The sequence below is a fragment of the Paenibacillus sp. IHBB 10380 genome (genome assembly GCF_000949425.1).
Lineage (GTDB): Bacteria > Bacillota > Bacilli > Paenibacillales > Paenibacillaceae > Paenibacillus_AQ.
Window position 1 is genome coordinate 685,292 of the sequence record NZ_CP010976.1, and the last position, 19,038, is coordinate 704,329.

Consider the following 19,038-nt stretch of genomic DNA (forward strand, 5'->3'; position numbering starts at 1 on the left):
TTGAATGGGAATGGAGACTTATGGGATGAGAATGTATACAGACCCTAAAGGTGAAGCTTACGAGCAGGTAATAGATTTGGCAATACGGAACTCGGAATGTTTTGTACTTGGGGAGAAAATATCGGCTGATGTGGTACGGGGCCATTACACAAGCGTATTGGAAGAGCTGGAACCCTATCTGGTGAAAACAATCGTAATCCAAGACGATAATATGGATGAAGTTACACAAATAAGTAATACCTATCGCAGTCATGCCTTTTATACCGTAGGAACCTACAATTTTTATAGATGCTGCGAAGAAAGCGGGTACCTACTGAAGCAAATGGCAAACCGCCTGTCGGATTGGATTTATCCTAGCCTACCGGAAGACTTGTGTTTCTTGAAAGAAGGTGGCGGAGACTACCTTTACTCGGTTGTACATGAACATATGTATGGTATGGAAGTAACTGAGGAAGAAGCAATCGAACTGATGGATCGAATTACAGGGCTTTTTTTGGAATTAAAGTCTCACCGGGACCTGGATCGTCTGCTAGATGATGCCATTAAGCATAAAGCTGACTGGATTTATATAAGTGGGCATGGGCTGACAGAGCTGCCTGAGCGAATCCGGGAGCTTACAGAGATGCGTGATCTAGAAATTTTTGAACAGGATCTTTATCGTCTACCCGAAGGGCTATTCGAATTAAGCAAGCTTGAACGCTTGACAATCATGACGGCTGATTTGGAGAGTATTCCCGCATCAATAGCCAGGCTGAAGAACCTGAGAGAGCTTTGCATCCATTGTGCGAGCTCGGATCGGCCGACTCCAGGGTATCGGATCAAGCCGAAGGAAGAGATCAGCCTAAACCGAATCCCACCGGAGATTGGAAAGCTGGAACAACTGGAGAGGCTTACGATTCAATACACCTCGATCCATGAGCTACCGCCCGAGTTAGAGAAGCTGAAGCGCCTGCGAATCTTGGACTTAGGAATGTGTATGATCAATCGGAAGCCTGATTTCCTCTATGATATGAAGCAACTGAAATACATTAATGTGTCACGGGACTCGTTATGGGAAACGATTGAATCAGAACAATAGCTTAATGCGTTACGCTAACGGGATACGATAGTTGAGTAATACACATTGATGAGCAGGTACTTCGGTATCCTGCTCTTTTATTAAGCTAACGGGCAGTATTGCATGGAATTATTACTCATGTAAACATAAATTGGGCACCCTATCTGTAAACTTGGATGAGGTGTAATCAATGATTATGAAAAAAATCATTATAGCTGATTTTCTGACTGTGGCATTGAGCCTGCTATCTCCTATGCAATCAAACGCCGAAACTAGTTATCACACTCCTCATGAAGACTCAGAAGAGCTGAGATTGCAGGATATGCTTATGAATTTTTTAAATCCATATATGAACGATGCTGTTCGGGATTATTATCAACGTTTATTGCTGGAACCGCCGCTAGTATATCCGTATTTCGTTGATGTAGTGGACTCAAAGAGGATAAATGGATTTCGTGGATTCATCTTATCAATAACGCTCGATGTGACGCCTGTTGTCGGATCACATATTTCTGTCGGAGAAGACAGGTTAACGTTTGAAATTTCAGCGGGACCTGAGGTTAAACTGGTTAATTACACCCACTTAAAGACTTATGAGCTCCCTCCTCATTGGCAGGACATTGTCAAGAAACCTGTGAAATAACTGAACTATCGGACTCAGGATAGAACATCTCCTTATTGCATTAAGCTCCCTCGAAATGATTCAATTTCCTCACTCAGACTCATGAATTCGCAGGATTTCACCCTATGGTAAGTGTGAGCGAAGAAGACATGGAGGAGCCAGTAGCTGCGGGAGAGTAAAAAGGGCATGCAGGAACAAAGGTGTGTGTACATCACCCATATCGTTCCATAATATGCACGTCTCCACGTAGCCCTAGCGATTCTCTCTCCCATGTCTCAACGGGTCTAAGCCCTTTCATTCTTCGTCACATCTATCTAAGGGGTGGAGGTCGGTCTTTCTAACGGAACGGGTCCGAGCCCTTTTGCGTAACGTCTCCCGATACTTCGTGCTTCTTATTATCCTGCGAATGCATGATCTGGTGAGGTGAGTCTTTTTGGTTTAGGCTGCTTGCGGAAAGACTTTGTTCGAGTCGTAAGCCTCGCGGCACTTAGCCAGACCAACAAGCATACGGGCAACTTTACCGCATAATTTCATAATGGATTTCATTTTCATTAGCTTTTTTACTTCCACGTTGAAGTGGTGCAAAGCCCTGACATCCGAATTGGTCATTACCATACACATTGTCATGAGATAGAGAAACCGCCGCAGACGGGGGCGGCCGCGTTTGCTGAGCGTCATTTTACCACGCCACTTACCGGAACTCGCCTCAGTCAAATTTAGACCGGCATGTCGTAACAAAGCATTTCCAAGTGCATAGTTGCTTAGATCACCAGCCTCGCCCAGTACACCAGCTAAGCTCGTTGTATTTACACCTTGTATTTCAAGTAACTTTTGAGTTCTACTAGTAAGTCATAAGTCCATCTCCATTTTTCTTCATAATCGGTTCTAAGCGCCGATTTTAATTCCGTGGAACAATTCAAAAAAACGGCCGCTGTTCGCATCGTTTGCGACAGGGCCGTTTTTTTGTTTTTCGTACGTTAGCTTCAAATTGCTATTCTTGCCAAACACTCATAGGGTCCCATGGCTTGATCTGATTGCCATATTTTCCGGCCAAAAAAGCTTTCATGTCTTCCAGCTTAGCAGGCACCTCGTTCCAAATTGGAAGGGGTGGTAACCCTCGTTTGCTTTTCAATAGGATATCCACTGTAACATACAAGCGTTCTGGCTGAATCCAATGAAGGAAGCGGGAAATATCAATTTGCTTGGTCAGGGACAAGGAATCAATTTCGTCATTGTAATGCTTGTTGAATTCGCTGATCAGGTTCAGGAGGTAGTCTCTCTGCTCCTTCACGAAGTCCAAGCCGCAGATGGCGCCATGTCCTGGAACAACGATTTCGGGTTTAATTTCATCAATAATGCGATCAAGCACTTTAATCCAATTGATGGTTCCCTCTTCGCTGTATGCCGTACAACCGTTAAACACGACATCGCCGGCGAACAGCACTTTTTCTTTTGGCATCCACAGCAGCAAGTCACTGTCAGAGTGGGCCGGAGCTACGTTGTAAATCATAACTTCCGTATCGCCAAGACGGATGTTGATATCGTCCTTTATCTCAATATTCGGGAGCACCCATTCTACGCCTTCCAGGTCGAATCCTTCAAATTCCGCTGCAAAAAACCGCTCGCCCGAAGTCGATTCCGGAGAATCCTTTCCTCTTCTGATGACGCTGTCCATCCAGGCGATATTTTCGGTGAGACGCTCTCTGGACGCTTCCTTGTGCATAATAATGCAAGCATCTTCAAACACTTTGTTTCCCCAGGCATGGTCGCTGTTATAGTGCGAGTTCACCACATATGCGGGAGAGCTGCCGTTGCTTACTTCCATAAAAGCCTCCCGCATTTCCCGCGCATGGAACAAATCGAAGAACGTGTCATACACCAGCCCATCACCCTTGTTGATGAACCCGGCATTGGCCCAACTGATGCCGCGATACGGCGAAATACCGGCAAAGACGCCATCTGCGACTTCAAAAAATTTAACGCGAGGTTTTTGGATAATACGTCCATACTTCATGAAAATTCTCCTTTGCGTATATGTTTTTGGGGTAAGGCATACTGACTATGTCTTTATTATAGAGAATGGAAAACAGAAATGCAAGCATGTACTTGCATGCATTTGTTCTATGCTATATGATAGTAACAGAACAACATCACACTACATGGATGGAGGCGCTGCAACATGAAGCTAGTAACCTTTCAAACCAAGACATCCCAGGAACCTTTGTTTGGGCTTGTAATTAACGAGAAATTTGTCGTGTCTTTTGCGGCAATCATGAAACAGCAGGGAACATTCGTTGACAGTCTTGAAAGTATGGACAGCTACCTTCATTATTTGCCGGTAAGTTATGATGCCGCTAAGGAATTGATGCAATATGCTGTTGAACAGTCGCATCAATTCAATGAAAATGAAATCTGCCCGATTGCAGCGGTAAAACTGCTGCCGCCGGTTCCGAATTCGGCTGCGCTTATCGATTTCGGGCTGACGCCAAGACATCTGAGAAATGCTGGCGTAAATCTGCTGCAAAGAGAATATACAGGGCCGGAAAGAGAAGAGCTTAAACGAAAAATTGCTGAAAAATTCCAGCAAGATCCAAATAAAGTAACTTTCAGTTATTACAAGTGTAACCATAATGCATTAATTGGCGATGGGGATACGATTCATTGGCCTTCGTACTCTTCCTACCTGGATATCGAGCCGGAGCTGGCCTTTGTTACAGGGAAGGGGAACTGCATTGCAGGTTATGTTATTTTTAACGACAGTACTGTCCGCGATGTGCAGTGGCCGGATTTCCAGTCGCTGACCGGACCGACGCGCTGCAAAGATTTTGATCGCAGCAAAGGAATAGGACCATTTCTGGTTACGCCGGATGAAATCGACAACCCGCTAGCACTGGATGTGGATGTACGCATCGGGGAGAGACTGCACTGGAAGGGAAGCACATCCGAGTACTCTGCACACCCTGTAAAAGTGATGGAGGAGGTTCTCAAAGTTTTCACGCCGCTCCCGGGCACGATTATAGGAATGGGGACGATACCGGATTGCTGCGCAATCGAGACCGAACAATGGCTGTTGCCCTCTGACCGAATCCAGATTACATTCGATAAATTAGGCACGCTTACGCAATTGGTGCCTGATCATGTCAAGATTACGGAACCAAGCCGCTGGGAAAAAAGAAGCGATTTACCTTAAATAAACGTTTATGAAAATGATGAACCCCGACCCTGCTGCATATGCAAAACTTGTAGTAGAATAGGTTTAACATATGCATGCAAAAGGAGAAATACAATGCAAACTTCAGACAGAATCATTGAAGCCGCGACAAGGCTCATCAAAAAGAAGGGCTATCGGGGAGTAAGCACCAAAGCCATTGCAACAGAAGCTAAAGTCAATGAATCTACGATTTTCCGGCAATTTGGAAGCAAGCAAGGCATATTGGAAGCCATCATTGAAAGACATTCGGATATCCCGCAATTCGAGAAGCTGTTAAAAGAGGAAGCGACCGATAATCCGGAAGTCGATCTGCTGAATGTAAGCCAGCAGTACCGTTTGTTTTTCCATAAAAATGCGGACATCATTTTGATTGGTATCCGCGACAAAGGAATGCTTCCCGAATTGGACAGAGTGCTGGCCGATCCGCCGGTGAAGCTGCACTCCTTGCTGGTTGAATATTTTGAGCGCCTGCAGAAGAAAAAAGTTATAGCCAGACAGGATGAGCGTCTTGCCGCCATGTCTTTTCTCTCGATGTGCTACGGATTTCAGATGAGCGAGCTGATTCACCGGCAATATCAGTCCCAACTCGTCACCGAGGAAGAGTTCTACAAGCACAGTGTCTCATTATTTGTTAAAGGAATTTTGTCTCAGTCATAAGCTTTGTTGATTTCTTTAAATATGCCTAAGACTGCTTTCGCAGCTCTAACTCTAGAACAATTGAAAGAAGATGCATAGCCGGAAAACTGAACTATGACCCGAGAGATGGACACTTTTAAAAAAAGTGCCCTCTCTGAGAGCCCTGCAAAAGCCTTGCTTTTGAGTAAAGAGAGATTCAATTTGGAAATGTAATCGAGAATACTAAAAAGCAGCTCGCTCCTCATCCGAGGGCGGACTGCTTTTGCTCGACTAGCTTTACCATTTGTTTCACATTCACAACAAATGCTGTGAGATACGTCTGTATTCGCATACGAAATAGACCTCGGTACTTGGCTGTTGCCATACCGTGGAACCTCTTCATCTCTGCATTTTTATGTTCAAAACCGGTCTGCATTTTTCCGTATTAACGTAGAATATATACCAAAAATATGGTGATCATGAAATTTACTTCTAGGAGGCTGCAACATGACGACAGAACGCTATCAACGAGGATGGAACAAACTAATGGAAGTAGGCGGGGGCGGAGGAGCAGCAGAACGTGTAATCGAATCACTGAAAGATATTGCTCCTGACGTTGCTAACTACATAATCGAGTTTGCATTTGGCGATATTTATTCCAGAGAAGGACTGAACCCAAAACAGCGGCAACTGTTGACGATTGCTTCCCTGACAACCCAAGGTGGAGTCGACTCAGAACTTTATGCCCATCTTCACGGGGCTCTTAATGTTGGTCTCTCTACGAACGAAGTCGTTGAAGCGATTACCCATTGCATATCCTATGCAGGTTTCCCACGCGTACTCAACGCTATTTCTGTAGCAAAGCGTGTGTTTGAGGAAAGAAATGTAAAAGTAGAGACATCACAAGAGCAGGAATGACAAACCTGACAAAGAGGATCGAATGTATTTACACTATCGGGGTGGCTTTCACTCGCCCATAAAACTATTGAAGCAAGCCACAATGGACCAGAAATTCCAAATAGCAGGTCAAGGATGAAGTGCTCCCTGTCAAGTGGACAGTGTAAAAAACAAAAATAGTTAGACCTCGATTCCTCGGCTGGTTTGAACAGAGCTGAGGTTTTTTGTTATACAGTTCGGCGGTATTCATTAGGTGACAAACCACCCAAACACTCTGTATAGCGGTAGTTGTTGTAATAGCGAATATATTCGCTAACGTCTTTAAAGACGTCTTCATAGGTGTGAAACTTTGTAAGATAATAGCTTTCTGATTTGTAAGTACCCCAAAATCGTTCAATAGGTTGGTTGTCCAAGCATCGGCTCACACGAGACATGCTTTTCATATATCCATATTTTACGTGGAGTCGATTATACTCATGAGATGTGTACTGGAAGCCTCTGTCGCTTTGGAGGAGTGGGGTTACACTGGGATTCTTCTTGTAAGCCTTCTTCAGCGTATCCATCACGAGTTTATTGTTGTTGGAATGGCTTAATACCCATGAAACAATGGCGTTATCGTATACATCGATAATAGCGCTTAAATAGGCCTTGCGACCATTCCCATACTTCAACTCGGTGACATCCGTACACCACTTTGAATTAGGAGAATTGGCATCAAAGTTACGTTTCATTACATTTTCAACGACATGGATTTCAGAGGCTTTCACGTAGCTCGGCCGTTCCCTACGGATGACTGCTTTGAGTCCAAGAGCACGCATGATTCGATAATAGCGTTTTTTGTTGTAAGTCTTTTTGAGTTTTCGGTTTAGCTGAGTACGCATTTGACGATACCCAAGTATCCCTTTTCGCTTGTCATAACGAAGCTTCACTTCTTTAGCTAGCGCATGAATTTCAAGTTCCCTGGCAGATGGCGTCCAGTTTAACCACTTGTAATAGGCAGATCGAGCAACCCCTGCTAACGCACACAACTTCGTAATTGCGTAACCTTTTTCTTTGTTCAGTTCTTGAATCGCATGATACAAGTCTACTTGTCGAACGAGGGTTAGCGTGTATTTCGTTGCTTGATCTGTGCCAACTTTTTTGCGAAGGAGTTCTCCATCTCCAGGTATTCGTTCCGAGCTTCTAATTGCTTGATCCGTAGCTTAAGACGTTCATGCTCATCTAGTTCCTCTACAGGCTTTTTGCGACCGCGATTGTCCTTGAGAGCATCCTCACTGCCTCCTTGATATTTCCGAACCCATGCGTACACTTGCTGATAGGATACATCGTACTTTGCGATCGCTTTCTGATAATCCAAATCATTAGCGATGGTATATTGTGCAATTTCAATGCGTTCTTCAAAAGATGTTTTACGTCCATTATTCATATGAGATAGTCCCTTTCCTTTACGAGTAGGTTTCAATTCTATCTCACTAGTATACTTGGAAATCCAATTCCTCAGGACACTTGTACTTGAAATATGGTACTTTTTTGTTACCGCTGATAAGGAGTAATGACCAGACAATAACTCTTTAATAGCAGCAAGCTTCGCTTTCTTTGAGTATGTTTTCCATGTCTTTGATTCCTTTAGCCCTTCCAAACCATCTGCCTTATATTTTCTTATCCAATCCGTGACGGTTCCCTTACTTACCCCGAGCTGTTTTGCTTCATAGTTTGGATTTGACTTATGCCCAAGACACCGCTGAACGGCGTGTAATTTTACTTCTAAAGAAGTAGGACTTCTTTTAGACATTAGAAAAACTCCCATCATTGTAGTAGTAGAAGGTTTGTTTTTTTCTACTGTCTACTATGATGGGAGCGTATCAGGATAACCACCTTGACCTGCTATTTTAATGCATCAGTCTCTCTTTTTCAGAATGGGATACTTAACAGTAAAATTGATTTTTTTCTTGGTTATCATACTCATCAAGTAGAGATAATCATTAAATTTAAATAATGGTAACCTTTCCCTCACTCTTACGTACTATCCCCTGTAGTGAACCATTTGTTCAGAAGGGGAGAGATATTATTGGGTTTCATGGATCAAGGTAATAATCAGAATGTAAATCAAAGCACGACGGGTCGGAAAATGCCTGAGTTAAAGCCTGGAACATATAAGAAAATAATGATTGGATTTGCAGCGGCAATCATTATTATCTTTGTGGGATCATCATCGTTCTATACGGTGCAAGAGCAAGAGCGTGCTGCCGTACTTACATTCGGTAAGTATTCGAATGAGACCTCGGCAGGACTGCACTTCAAATGGCCTTACCCGATTCAACAGGTTATAACGGTTCCAGCAGAGCTGACGCAACGGATTCACATCGGTTATCGCGATGAAGGTGATAAATCTGTTTTAGTTGAAGAAGAAGCGATGATGATAACGGGAGATGAGAATATCGTATCGGCGGACGCTGTCGTTCAGTGGAAAATAAGTAATATTCGCGATTATTTATACAATATTGATGATCCAGAGCAATTTTTGCGTAATGCGACAAGCTCCTCTATACGTGCGGTAATCGGTTCAGAGAAATTGGATTATGCGATTACAGATGGGAAGACCGTCATTCAAGATAAGGTTAGAGTGAAGCTGTTGGAGTTGCAGACCAAGTACAATACCGGGATCCAAATTATTGATATTAAATTCCAAGATATTGAACCGCCAGGTGGTCAGGTTACAGAAGCATTCCGTGAAGTAACGAATGCTCGAGAAGAGAAAAATACGAAAATTAATAATGCGGCGAAATATGAGAATGATCTCATTCCAAAGGCTCGAGGCGAGGCACAAGCCCTTATAGAGAACGCGGAGGGTGAGAAAAAGTCGCGGATATTGAATGCCCAAGGTGATGTGGCCCAATTTAATGCAATATTCAAAGAGTATAAGAAAAATCCAAACGTTACGGAGAGTCGCTTGATATTAGAAACATTAGAGAAAATACTGCCTAATGCTCAAATTTTTATAACGAATTCTAACAGTGATACCGTTAATTACTTGCCATTAAATGAGCTGTTGCGCAGCGGTTCTAATAAAACGACTACAACACCAACAAACCCACCTGCAACAACTGCTCCACAAGGAGGCGATGCACAATGAAGAACAAATGGATAGCTCTTATATCGGTGCTACTTATACTTATTCTGGCATCGGGCTCTATGTATATCGTCAAAGAAGGAGAGTATAAGGTCGTTCTTAGATTTGGTGAAGCAATAAGAGCAGTACCAGAGCCAGGATTAAAGTTTAAAATTCCGTTTGTGGAGAATGTCTCCACTCTTCCTAAATATCAGATGACTTATGAAAGCACGCCTACGACCATACTAACGAAGGATCAGAAGCCAATTGTCGTTGATAATTACACGGTATGGCGTATTAATAACGCTTCGAAATTTTTAAGAACTGTTCAATCGGTTAGTGGTGGTGTCCAACGAATAGATGAAGCAGTATACAACGCTGTTCGTCGTAAGTTATCGGAAGTTAACTATGAGAATATCATTAGTGAAAATACAGAGCGCGGTAACATCAACGATGAGATAACGAAGGATGTTATTTCAGCTTTAACGAGAGATGATTATGGTATTGAGGTGATTGATGTACGCATCAAGCGTACCGATTTACCAGAGGAAAATAAGCAAAGTGTGTATAATCGAATGATTTCTGACCGTCAATCTATTGCTGCTCGTTATTTGTCTGAGGGTGACGAGGAATCACGAAAAATAACGTCTAAAGCGGATCGCACGTCTACGGAGCTTCTTGCCCAAGCGAAAGCCGATGCCAAGAAGATTATTTCGGAGGGCGAGGGAGAAGCTGCAAGGATCTATAATCTAGCATATGGTAGTGATCCAAAGTTTTATAGCTTCTATCGGACATTAGAGAGTTATGTCGTGACGCTGAAGAATGAACCTGTGATCATGCTGCCCATCGATTCACCTTATGCGAAAATATTGTTAGGTAAGTAGTAACATAAACTATGTTTTATCCGATGTTTCGGAGAGGGACGGTTTTTGATTTAATGTTTGCGCAAACGGGTGAACTTTGTGGACATCACGAATAAATATGATCTGGAATATAAAAAGACAAGCGACTGAAATATCAGTACGCTTGTCTTTTTTCTTTGTATTAATATACTGGGATTAAGTCAATAGGTCCGAGGCTGCCATATGAGCCTTGAAATTGACCTTTAATTACATAGGTTGATGATGGGGACAGATAACCAACGTCAAATACCACTGGACTCGGGATGGTTGGACCTATATTTACGGTAGTTGAGAACTTTTGGTCAAGTTGACCAAGGGGTCCTTTGGTATAAAGTGTTAACTGAACTGTTTCATTCGTAGCGCTCCAAAGGCCGACGCTCATTTTATGTTGAGCAAATTGGCCAACATGCAAATCATGTGATGTTGCAGTATATGCGGCAAATGCGTTAGTAGAGATGGAGAAGAAAGCTAATAGTACGATTAGGACTACTTTTTTCATTGATTTCACCTCCCTTCTCGATCTGGAGTGAACGGTAGATGTGTAGTTATCTCAAATTTTTATTTAAAAGTAATATATTAACTAATATATCAGCTAAATGATAATCTGGATATATATTATTTAAAAGAAGACAAGCATACGGATATTCCGGTCACTTGTCTTCTTTGTAGTTATAAGGTTGGAGTTGCTGTTAGGAGATTTCTAGGGGATGACTTCTTCGGACGTTTCTTTGCAGGAGCCGAGAAGGGGGTATAACCTCCAGTAAACATCGACCCTATCTTGCAACCATGAGCGATGGAGAGTTGCATTGGACCCGAGTATTGTTCCTGTTCTAGTAGTTTCAATAGAATCGTAGCAGATGCACGAGCATCATCTAATGCATCATGATGGTTGAGCGGAATGTCATAATATTCAGCAATAACATTTAATTTATAGGAAGGCATGCCTTGCAACATTTTTTTGCTGAGTAGATAGGTGCAGAAGTATTGGAAAGTAGGGTAATCTATGAGAGATTTATCTAAACAGTAACGTAAAACGCTCATATCAAAAGAAGCATTGTGCGCAACAATCTGTTTTCCTTGCAGGAGAGGTTCGATCGTTGGCCATAGCTCATGGAACGTGGGCATTCCGCTAACCATAGATTCAGTAATCCCGTGGATCTGTATATTTCTATAGTCAAAATGCTGCTCTGGATCGATTAACCAGACTTGTTCTGATGTAATGATGCCTCCTTGTACTTCAACAAGGCCTAAAGCACAGGCGCTTGATCTGTTGGCGTTCGCTGTTTCAAAGTCAATTGCTACAAAATCCATATGTAAGAACTCCTTATTATTCGTGTCAGATATGAATAGCTATATCGTTAATGTCACTATTAATACTATCGTGGCATAGTAGAAAATACAATCATATAAAACGTTCCAGTCAAATATTAAGAATGACCCATAGCTCTCATTTGAGTAGCTATGGGTCATTCTAATATCAAGCCATCGCTCTCTTGAACTCTTCCGTCAAGAGTGGAACGACGACGAATAAATCTCCGACGATGCCGTAATCGGCCAATTTGAATATAGGCGCTTCAGGGTCTTTATTGATGGCGATGATGATGCGAGATTGACTCATACCGGCTAAGTGTTGGATGGCACCGCTGATTCCACAGGCGATGTAGATTTCAGGAGTGACCACTTTACCGGTCTGTCCGATCTGCATGGCATAATCACAATACCCCGCATCGCATGCTCCCCGGGAGGCGCCAACAGCTCCATTTAATACTTCAGCCAGCTCTTGGAGAGGCTTGAATCCATCTACACTCTTAACACCTCTACCACCAGACACGACAATTTTAGCTTCTGTTAGATCAACTTTGCCTGAGGTTTTGCGGATGACGTCTTTCACAATGGAACGAAGCGATGAAGGAGGAGAATAGGCGATTGTAACGATATCCGCTTGCGAGTCGTTGGTGTCAGCTGCAGCCATATTGTTGGGACGTATCGTAACGACTTGGGGACCGTCGATGAATTTTTTTTGTTCAAAGGCTTTACCCGCGTAGAGAGGTCGGGTATATCGAACCTCTGTTTCAACCTTCTCCATGGAAATCACGTCCGAGAGTTGACCTGCGTGTAAATATGCTGCAATCATCGGGGCAAGGTCACGCCCTTCAGCGGTATGTCCTAAGAAAACAGCATGCGGGTTCAAGGTGTCCAATACATTCTGAATAGCAGAAAAGTAAGTTTCGGCATTGTATGTTTCCAAATCTACATGGTCGATGACATGAATCTGTCCGCTAACGTACTGGGATAAATGCTCAGAAATAGCTGAAATCTGATGTCCTAATAAAATTGCCGCAACTAGATCTCCGTCCTCTTTAACGATAGTAATAGCCTGAAGTGCTTCTAAAGTGACCTGCCGTAGCTTGCCGCCGCGTACTTCTGCGATGACAACGTATGATTTACTCATATGGACATCCCCTTTATTGGATTAAATGGCTTTCACATCAGAATGTAAAAGAAGGTGAACGAGTTCGGAAGCTTGTTGGTTAAGCTCGCCTTGCAGAATTTGACCTGACTTACGTTGAGGAGGAAGGAAGAGGGAGATTCGTTCTGTCTTGGTACGGATTTCGGTTTCTGTAAGACCTAAATCATCTAGGGTGAGGTGGTGAAATGGTTTCTTCTTCGCCTTCATGATACCGGGCAATGAGGGGTAGCGCGGCTCATTCAACCCCTGCTGTGCAGTGAATAAAGCAGGGAGAGTAACCTCGACCGTTTCGGTATCCCCTTCGGAATCACGAAGGACAAGGGCTTGATGTTCGCTAACGTCAACTTTGATGATTGAAGCAACATGTGGAATGTTCAAGAGTTGTGAGAGTCGAATGGCCACTTGACCTCCTCCGTTATCAATGGAGAAATGACCTCCGAGAATAAGATCGTAGGATTGTTTGTTGAAATATGCAGCCAATACGTTGGAGAGGGTGAACTCGTCACCAACGATTCGGTCGTCGGAAATGTGCACCGCTTCATCAGCCCCCATGGCAAGGGCGGTTCTTAACGCTTCGGCTATGCGGCTTGGTCCAATGGAAACGACGATGATATTTCCTCCGTGCTGTTCTTTTTGGCGTAACGCTTCCTCGACTGCATATTCGTCATATGGATTGATGATGTATTTAACGCCGTCGTCGAAAATATCTCCATTTTGAATAACAATTTTCTCCTCCGTATCAAACGTTTGTTTGAGGATGACATAGATATTCATGTGACAAACCCCTCTCTAACGGTTATTTCAAACCTTTCAAGAAAAATTCCACGGTTTTGTCTACCTGGGCAGATAGCGAATATTTCCTACCAGAGGTGAGCCAAGAGGTGACAACCTCATCCATTCCCCCAAACAATAACAAACGGGTTAACTTAATATCGAGGTCAGGTCGAAATAACTTCTCCTGTACTCCTTGCTCTAGAATGTTCTCAATCAGTTGGATATAGGGTTTCACGACATGACCAATCGCTTTACGTAGCTCAAGCGAACTTTGGCGAAGCTCAATTTGTGTCACATAGGCGAGGTTTACGTTTTGTTCCAATTCGGTGAAATGGATCTCACAAATTTTGCGTATGGCATCATCTGCCGAGTTTGTTTCACGAACGCTGCTTTTGAACATGCTGACTAAATCACCTAATCGTTGTTGAAAGAGGGAAATAAGAATATCTTCTTTGTTCTTAAAATAAAGATAGACTGTACCGTCTGCTATACCCGCCTCCTTAGCAATTTTGGATATCTGAGATCCATGAAAGCCATTCTCTGCAATGACTTTTAATGCAGCTTCCAAAATCAGTTCAAACTTCTCATGTTTTCTACTTATCATGGAGACACACCTCGATGTTAGTGTATGAAAAATGAATGAGCCCTCATTCATTTTTTTTATAATCATAGGGAAAAGGTGCATGAAGTCAATATATTATCTATATAAATTGAATTAAAGGCGAACCTGGGAGTGTAAACTTTAGTTCATTCTATCAAAGAAAGGATGAGGTGAGATGGGTTGGCAGACTGCGAATTTCCTTTTGTTTTTGGTGGTAATGGGCTACGGCATCTATTTATTCTATAAAGCAGTGTATCATCGCTATCTGTACCTGCGGCTCGGAGGATCGGCGGACTTTCGGAAAAGTGGTAAAGGGAGATGGGCAGAGTTTCTGTCACAGGTGTTCGGACAGAAGAAGTTGATGAAGGATCCCAAAAGTGGATTGATGCACATCGTCATTTTTTACGGATTCATTATTTTGCAGTTCGGTGCTTTGGATCTGATCGTGAAAGGCTTAACAGGGGGTAAACATTTACCGATTCCCGGGTATGAAGTGTTCGGGCTTATGCAGGAAGTGACTGTATTTCTAATCTTGGTAGCTATGGGCTACGCTGCTTATCGTAGATATGGCGAAAGACTTACCCGGTTGAAGAAAGGTTGGAAACCAAGCATCGTCATTTTCTTCATCTTCTTCTTAATGTTATCTGTTGTACTAAGTTTAAGTTTCGAACGTTTATGGTTGAATCTGAATCTTTCAGGTTATTCTCCGATATCCTCCGTTCTCGCATTAGCTTTTACTGGAATTTCAAGTGTAACGGCATATGGTTGGTTCATTGCGTTGTGGTGGGTGCATCTGTTGATTCTCTTATCATTTTTGGTCTATGTGCCACAGTCGAAACATTTTCATATTATGACCGCTCCGATTAACATATGGTTCCGTCGTAGTGAACCCTTAGGTCGGCTCACAAAGTTAGATTTGGAAGACGAAGATGCTGAATCTTTCGGTGTCGGCAAGATCGAGGACTTCTCGCAGAAACAAATGCTCGATTTCTACGCCTGCGTGGAATGTGGACGCTGTACGGATGTATGTCCTGCGAGCAGTACGGGCAAAGTGCTATCGCCAATGCACCTCATTACGAAGTTACGGGATCATATGGTGGAGAAGGGAGCATCCATAACGGGGAAGTCACCTTGGGTACCTCAATATATGTTTTCTTCGAGTGGGAGTCATGCACTAATAATTGAGGAGGCAAATGACATTGAATGGAATGCAAATGATAGCGGCATCACGAATATCATGCCGACACTCGACTGGCATAAATCAACATGGATTGTACAGGACAAGAAACCTAAAGAATTGGAGCTTATCCGTGATGTCATAACGGAAGATGAAATTTGGTCCTGCACAACCTGTCGTAATTGTGAAGATCAGTGTCCAGTCAGTAATGAACACGTCGATAAAATTATAGATCTGCGCAGACATCTGGTGTTGATGCAGGGCAGTGTTCCTCACGAGGGACAACGTGCAATGCAGAATATTGAGAGGCAGGGTAATCCGTGGGGCTTGAACCGGAACGACCGCGCCATATGGATTGGAGATATAGGCGGGGTTCAAGTGCCAACGGTGAGGGAGAACCCTGAATTTGAATACTTGTTCTTTGTAGGTTCGATGGGCTCTTATGATCTTCGAAGCCGTTCAATTTCCCGAGCCTTTGCTCGCTTATTGAATGAGTCAGGCATTTCCTTTGCCATTCTGGGGAACGAGGAGAAGAACTCAGGTGATACCCCACGCCGAATGGGCAATGAAATGTTGTTTCAACAGCTATGCACCGATAACATTGCAATCTTTCAGAAATATGGTGTTCGGAAGATTGTAACCGCCTGTCCGCATACGTTCAATACATTGAAGAATGAGTATCCCGAATTTGGACTTGAAGGGGTGAAAGTCTACCATCACACGCAGTTACTTGATCAGTTAGTCCAGCAAGGGAAGCTGAATCCCCGTTATGAAGTGAAGGAGAGGATTACGTATCACGACTCCTGCTATCTAGGGCGTTACAACAATGTGTATGACGAACCACGCAATATCCTGAAAGCTATACCAGGCGTGGAAATGGCGGAGATGAAGCGGCATCGTGAGAACGGAATGTGCTGTGGCGCTGGTGGCGGCATGATGTGGTTAGAGGAGACGTCGGGTAAGCGGGTGAATCTGGCTCGGACCGAGCAGGCACTGGAAGTCAAACCAACGGTCATTAGCAGTGCTTGTCCTTACTGCCTGACGATGATGGAGGACGGTACCAAGATGAAGGAAGTTGAAGAACAGGTCAAAGCGAAGGATATCGCAGAAATCTTGGAGCAATCCGTATTCGGGGATCATCCCATCCGTTAAATAGAATTGATCTGAACTGGAGGAAAGTAGAAGATGAACAAAACCATTCGTAAGGCGGCTGTCATCGGTTCGGGGATTATGGGTTCAGGCATTGCAGCTCATCTGGCTAACGTTGGAATTCCATGTTTATTGCTGGATGTGGTACCGAAAGATTTGACGGATGAAGAAGTGAAAAAGGGATATACGCCAGATCATCCTGCGGTGAGGAATCGGTTGGCTACAGGAGCCATTGCTAAATTAAAAAAGAATACGCCTTCGCCTCTTTATGACGATACGTTCGTAGAACGGATCACACCGGGGAATCTGGAGGACCATCTTTCACACATTTCAGAAGTGGATTGGGTGATCGAGGTTGTTGTCGAGAATCTTCAAGTCAAAAAGGAGCTGTTAAGCAAAGTAGAACGTTATTGGAAGCCTGGAACGATTGTCAGTTCTAATACGTCAGGGATATCTATTCAAGAGATGGTCGCTGATTGTAGTGAACCCTTTCAACAATGTTTTCTCGGAACTCATTTTTTTAATCCACCCCGCTACATGAAGTTGTTAGAAATCATTCCCGGAACCAGGACCGATTCAGGGATTGTCCAACAAATGAAAAAATTTGCCGAGAATGTTCTAGGTAAAGGTGTTGTGGTCGCCAAGGATACTCCGAATTTCATAGCTAACAGGATTGGTACGTATGGACTTCTGATTACATTGCAAGAGATGCTGGAGAAAGGGTTCACTGTAGAGGAAGTGGATGCGGTTACAGGACCCGCCATGGGACGTCCCAAAAGTGCCACTTTCCGCACATTAGATTTGGTAGGCCTAGATACTTTCGTTCATGTAGCAGACAACGTGTGCACTAATGTAACAGATGAAACGGAGAAGGCAGCTTTTACCGCCCCAGAGACACTGACTAGCATGGTAGGAAGAGGCTGGCTTGGGGAGAAGTCTGGGCAAGGGTTTTATCTGAAGAAAAAGGGTGCTAACGGTAGTGAAATATGGTCGCTTGATTCATCGTCGATGGAATATTATCCACAGAAAAAGGTGACTTCTGGATCGCTGGAAGCAGCCAAATTGGCAAAAGGTGCAAGCGCGAAGACGAAGGCGTTAATCGCTGGAGGTGATCGTTATTCTGAATTGGCGTGGAACATTCTAAAGAAGGTGCTGATTTACTCCGCTGAAAAAGTCGGCGAAATCGCTAATTCAATCCATGAAATCGACGAAGCAATGAAGTGGGGCTTTAACTGGGAATTAGGTCCGTTTGAGACATGGGACGCTATTGGGTTAGTCAGTTCTGTCGAACGTATGGATAAGGAAGGGGTGATTGTTCCTCCGTGGGTCAAGGAATGGATCGCACAGGGCAATGTATCATTTTATCAGAAGGAAAAAGGGACTACATCTTATGTGTCTGAACAGAGCTTCAAGCGGGTTGAACAACCACCAGAAATCATTTCACTGAGTAGCTTGAAGGAGCAGAACAAGATTGTGAAGGGAAACGATGGGGCGAGCCTGATTGATCTTGGAGACGGTGTAGCCTGCCTCGAATTTCATTCGCCTAACAATGCCATTGGTGCAGATATTCTGATGATGATTCAGCAAAGCTTGGAGGAAGTGCGTCATAACTTCGAAGGGATGATCATCGCTAATCAGGGCCGGAATTTCTGTGTCGGTGCGAATATTATGTTGCTGTTAATGGAAGCACAAGACGAAGAATGGGATGAAATTGATGGCATTATCCGTATGTTCCAGAACACGATGTATAAAGTAAAAAGGTTCGAAAAACCTGTTGTCGCTGCTCCGCATCGGATGACCTTGGGTGGAGGCGTAGAGGCTTGTATGCCTGCGGATCAAGTCATTGCTGGAGCTGAAACTTATTATGGTTTAGTTGAAGTGGGTGTTGGACTAATTCCTGCAGGTGGAGGGTGCAAAGAGCTAACGATGAGGGTAAGCCAGCGTGTTGGACATCCCGAAGCAGATCTTCAGCCATACATCAATCAGATTTTTGAAACCGTTGGCATGGCTAAAGTCTCTACCAGCGGTCATGATGCTAAAAAGTTAGGCTATCTTCGCCCAACAGATCGCATTATTGCCAATCAGGATCATTTAATATACGAAGCTAAACAGGCTGTGCTGCGGATGAGTAAAGCAGGCTATGAGCCGATCCCAGAAGAGAAGATTCGGGTCGCCGGTTCCGAAGGTAAGGCAGTTCTGCAATTAGGGGCTATGGGGATGAGGGAAAGCGGCTATATCAGCGATCACGACCTGTTAATTGCAAAGAAACTGGCCCATGTACTGGCTGGGGGGAATATGCCAACAGGGACGCTTGTGAGTGAACAGTATATGCTTGATCTGGAGCGGGAAGCCTTCCTGAGCTTATGCGGGGAGTCGAAGACCCAACAGCGTATGCAACATATGTTGACGAAAGGTAAAGCGCTACGAAATTAACATTCCAAGGGAGTGTGGGGA

18 protein-coding genes and 1 pseudogene are annotated in these 19,038 nt (G+C 43.7%); 9 read left to right on the top strand and 10 right to left on the bottom strand.

The features are described from left to right. Positions 1–25: 25 nt before the first annotated feature. A complete protein-coding gene (locus UB51_RS02890; RefSeq protein ID WP_052675741.1) occupies positions 26–1,078 on the top strand; it encodes a leucine-rich repeat domain-containing protein in 1,053 nt (350 codons plus the stop codon). Positions 1,079–1,247: 169 nt separating this feature from the next. Next, positions 1,248–1,700 carry a DUF3888 domain-containing protein gene (locus UB51_RS02895; protein WP_234405529.1) on the top strand — a complete coding sequence of 151 codons (453 nt, stop codon included), beginning with the start codon at positions 1,248–1,250 and terminating at the stop codon, positions 1,698–1,700. Positions 1,701–2,117: 417 nt separating this feature from the next. On the opposite strand, the pseudogene UB51_RS26795 reads toward UB51_RS02895, so the two are convergent. Continuing rightward, a pseudogene (locus tag UB51_RS26795) lies at positions 2,118–2,513 on the bottom strand (IS110 family transposase); the annotation flags it as partial. A 157-nt stretch (positions 2,514–2,670) separates the two neighbouring features. Beyond that, positions 2,671–3,693: an MBL fold metallo-hydrolase gene (locus UB51_RS02905; protein WP_044875995.1), complete on the bottom strand. Its 1,023-nt coding sequence runs from the start codon at positions 3,691–3,693 to the stop codon at positions 2,671–2,673. A gap of 165 nt (positions 3,694–3,858) precedes the next feature. Here UB51_RS02905 and UB51_RS02910 point away from each other — a divergent pair, with 165 nt between their 5' ends. Together UB51_RS02910 and UB51_RS02915 are read left to right on the top strand one after the other, a co-directional pair. Further along, positions 3,859–4,869 (top strand): fumarylacetoacetate hydrolase family protein, encoded by a 1,011-nt coding sequence (locus tag UB51_RS02910; protein ID WP_044875996.1) that lies wholly within the window; start codon positions 3,859–3,861, stop codon positions 4,867–4,869. A 96-nt stretch (positions 4,870–4,965) separates the two neighbouring features. After that, positions 4,966–5,547, top strand: a complete 582-nt coding sequence (locus UB51_RS02915; RefSeq protein WP_044875997.1) for a TetR/AcrR family transcriptional regulator — start codon at positions 4,966–4,968, stop codon at positions 5,545–5,547. Positions 5,548–5,767: 220 nt separating this feature from the next. Here UB51_RS02915 and UB51_RS26800 read toward each other — a convergent pair whose 3' ends face one another. Next, positions 5,768–5,941, bottom strand: a complete 174-nt coding sequence (locus UB51_RS26800) for a transposase (protein WP_082063006.1) — start codon at positions 5,939–5,941, stop codon at positions 5,768–5,770. A gap of 71 nt (positions 5,942–6,012) precedes the next feature. Here UB51_RS26800 and UB51_RS02925 point away from each other — a divergent pair, with 71 nt between their 5' ends. Continuing rightward, positions 6,013–6,423 carry a carboxymuconolactone decarboxylase family protein gene (locus tag UB51_RS02925; protein ID WP_044875999.1) on the top strand — a complete coding sequence of 137 codons (411 nt, stop codon included), beginning with the start codon at positions 6,013–6,015 and terminating at the stop codon, positions 6,421–6,423. 206 nt (positions 6,424–6,629) lie between these two features. Here UB51_RS02925 and UB51_RS02930 read toward each other — a convergent pair whose 3' ends face one another. Together UB51_RS02930 and UB51_RS02935 are read right to left on the bottom strand one after the other, a co-directional pair. Continuing rightward, positions 6,630–7,589, bottom strand: a complete 960-nt coding sequence (locus UB51_RS02930) for an IS3 family transposase (protein WP_144406940.1) — start codon at positions 7,587–7,589, stop codon at positions 6,630–6,632. Continuing rightward, complete coding sequence (locus UB51_RS02935; protein ID WP_044876000.1) at positions 7,505–8,194, bottom strand: helix-turn-helix domain-containing protein; 690 nt, start codon at positions 8,192–8,194, stop codon at positions 7,505–7,507. The genes UB51_RS02930 and UB51_RS02935 overlap by 85 nt, the downstream gene beginning before the upstream one ends. A gap of 285 nt (positions 8,195–8,479) precedes the next feature. Here UB51_RS02935 and hflK point away from each other — a divergent pair, with 285 nt between their 5' ends. Together hflK and hflC are read left to right on the top strand one after the other, a co-directional pair. Next, the gene (hflK, locus tag UB51_RS02940) at positions 8,480–9,535 is read left to right on the top strand and encodes an FtsH protease activity modulator HflK (RefSeq protein WP_052676100.1); all 1,056 of its coding nucleotides are present in this window, start codon (positions 8,480–8,482) and stop codon (positions 9,533–9,535) included. Then, positions 9,532–10,395: a protease modulator HflC gene (hflC, locus tag UB51_RS02945; protein ID WP_044876001.1), complete on the top strand. Its 864-nt coding sequence runs from the start codon at positions 9,532–9,534 to the stop codon at positions 10,393–10,395. The genes hflK and hflC overlap by 4 nt, the downstream gene beginning before the upstream one ends. A 160-nt stretch (positions 10,396–10,555) precedes the next feature. On the opposite strand, the gene UB51_RS02950 is transcribed toward hflC, so the two are convergent. The 5 genes from UB51_RS02950 to UB51_RS02970 form a co-directional block, all read right to left on the bottom strand. Further along, positions 10,556–10,912, bottom strand: a complete 357-nt coding sequence (locus tag UB51_RS02950) for a hypothetical protein (RefSeq protein WP_044876002.1) — start codon at positions 10,910–10,912, stop codon at positions 10,556–10,558. Positions 10,913–11,082: 170 nt separating this feature from the next. Continuing rightward, on the bottom strand, positions 11,083–11,724 hold the full coding sequence (locus UB51_RS02955) for a 3'-5' exonuclease (protein WP_044876003.1): 642 nt from the start codon (positions 11,722–11,724) through the stop codon (positions 11,083–11,085). Between the two features lie 166 nt (positions 11,725–11,890). Further along, positions 11,891–12,865: an electron transfer flavoprotein subunit alpha/FixB family protein gene (locus UB51_RS02960; protein ID WP_044876004.1), complete on the bottom strand. Its 975-nt coding sequence runs from the start codon at positions 12,863–12,865 to the stop codon at positions 11,891–11,893. A 21-nt stretch (positions 12,866–12,886) separates the two neighbouring features. Further along, positions 12,887–13,657, bottom strand: coding sequence for an electron transfer flavoprotein subunit beta/FixA family protein (locus UB51_RS02965; RefSeq protein WP_044876005.1), 771 nt, complete (start codon positions 13,655–13,657; stop codon positions 12,887–12,889). Between the two features lie 22 nt (positions 13,658–13,679). After that, positions 13,680–14,261 carry a fatty acid metabolism transcriptional regulator FadR gene (locus tag UB51_RS02970; protein ID WP_044876006.1) on the bottom strand — a complete coding sequence of 194 codons (582 nt, stop codon included), beginning with the start codon at positions 14,259–14,261 and terminating at the stop codon, positions 13,680–13,682. Positions 14,262–14,433: 172 nt separating this feature from the next. Here UB51_RS02970 and UB51_RS02975 point away from each other — a divergent pair, with 172 nt between their 5' ends. Together UB51_RS02975 and UB51_RS02980 are read left to right on the top strand one after the other, a co-directional pair. Beyond that, positions 14,434–16,587, top strand: a complete 2,154-nt coding sequence (locus tag UB51_RS02975) for a (Fe-S)-binding protein (RefSeq protein WP_044876007.1) — start codon at positions 14,434–14,436, stop codon at positions 16,585–16,587. Positions 16,588–16,620: 33 nt separating this feature from the next. After that, positions 16,621–19,017: a 3-hydroxyacyl-CoA dehydrogenase/enoyl-CoA hydratase family protein gene (locus UB51_RS02980; protein ID WP_044876008.1), complete on the top strand. Its 2,397-nt coding sequence runs from the start codon at positions 16,621–16,623 to the stop codon at positions 19,015–19,017. Positions 19,018–19,038: the final 21 nt, after the last annotated feature.

What these genes read in the sequence shown, in the direction of transcription:
- UB51_RS02890 (WP_052675741.1), top strand. Translation starts at nt 26, where the DNA reads ATGAGAATGTATACAGACCCTAAAGGTGAAGCTTACGAGCAGGTAATA.
- UB51_RS02895 (WP_234405529.1), top strand. Translation starts at nt 1,248, where the DNA reads ATGATTATGAAAAAAATCATTATAGCTGATTTTCTGACTGTGGCATTG.
- UB51_RS02905 (WP_044875995.1), bottom strand. Translation starts at nt 3,693, where the DNA reads ATGAAGTATGGACGTATTATCCAAAAACCTCGCGTTAAATTTTTTGAA.
- UB51_RS02910 (WP_044875996.1), top strand. Translation starts at nt 3,859, where the DNA reads ATGAAGCTAGTAACCTTTCAAACCAAGACATCCCAGGAACCTTTGTTT.
- UB51_RS02915 (WP_044875997.1), top strand. Translation starts at nt 4,966, where the DNA reads ATGCAAACTTCAGACAGAATCATTGAAGCCGCGACAAGGCTCATCAAA.
- UB51_RS26800 (WP_082063006.1), bottom strand. Translation starts at nt 5,941, where the DNA reads ATGCAGACCGGTTTTGAACATAAAAATGCAGAGATGAAGAGGTTCCAC.
- UB51_RS02925 (WP_044875999.1), top strand. Translation starts at nt 6,013, where the DNA reads ATGACGACAGAACGCTATCAACGAGGATGGAACAAACTAATGGAAGTA.
- UB51_RS02935 (WP_044876000.1), bottom strand. Translation starts at nt 8,194, where the DNA reads ATGTCTAAAAGAAGTCCTACTTCTTTAGAAGTAAAATTACACGCCGTT.
- hflK (WP_052676100.1), top strand. Translation starts at nt 8,480, where the DNA reads ATGGATCAAGGTAATAATCAGAATGTAAATCAAAGCACGACGGGTCGG.
- hflC (WP_044876001.1), top strand. Translation starts at nt 9,532, where the DNA reads ATGAAGAACAAATGGATAGCTCTTATATCGGTGCTACTTATACTTATT.
- UB51_RS02950 (WP_044876002.1), bottom strand. Translation starts at nt 10,912, where the DNA reads ATGAAAAAAGTAGTCCTAATCGTACTATTAGCTTTCTTCTCCATCTCT.
- UB51_RS02955 (WP_044876003.1), bottom strand. Translation starts at nt 11,724, where the DNA reads ATGGATTTTGTAGCAATTGACTTTGAAACAGCGAACGCCAACAGATCA.
- UB51_RS02960 (WP_044876004.1), bottom strand. Translation starts at nt 12,865, where the DNA reads ATGAGTAAATCATACGTTGTCATCGCAGAAGTACGCGGCGGCAAGCTA.
- UB51_RS02965 (WP_044876005.1), bottom strand. Translation starts at nt 13,657, where the DNA reads ATGAATATCTATGTCATCCTCAAACAAACGTTTGATACGGAGGAGAAA.
- UB51_RS02970 (WP_044876006.1), bottom strand. Translation starts at nt 14,261, where the DNA reads ATGATAAGTAGAAAACATGAGAAGTTTGAACTGATTTTGGAAGCTGCA.
- UB51_RS02975 (WP_044876007.1), top strand. Translation starts at nt 14,434, where the DNA reads ATGGGTTGGCAGACTGCGAATTTCCTTTTGTTTTTGGTGGTAATGGGC.
- UB51_RS02980 (WP_044876008.1), top strand. Translation starts at nt 16,621, where the DNA reads ATGAACAAAACCATTCGTAAGGCGGCTGTCATCGGTTCGGGGATTATG.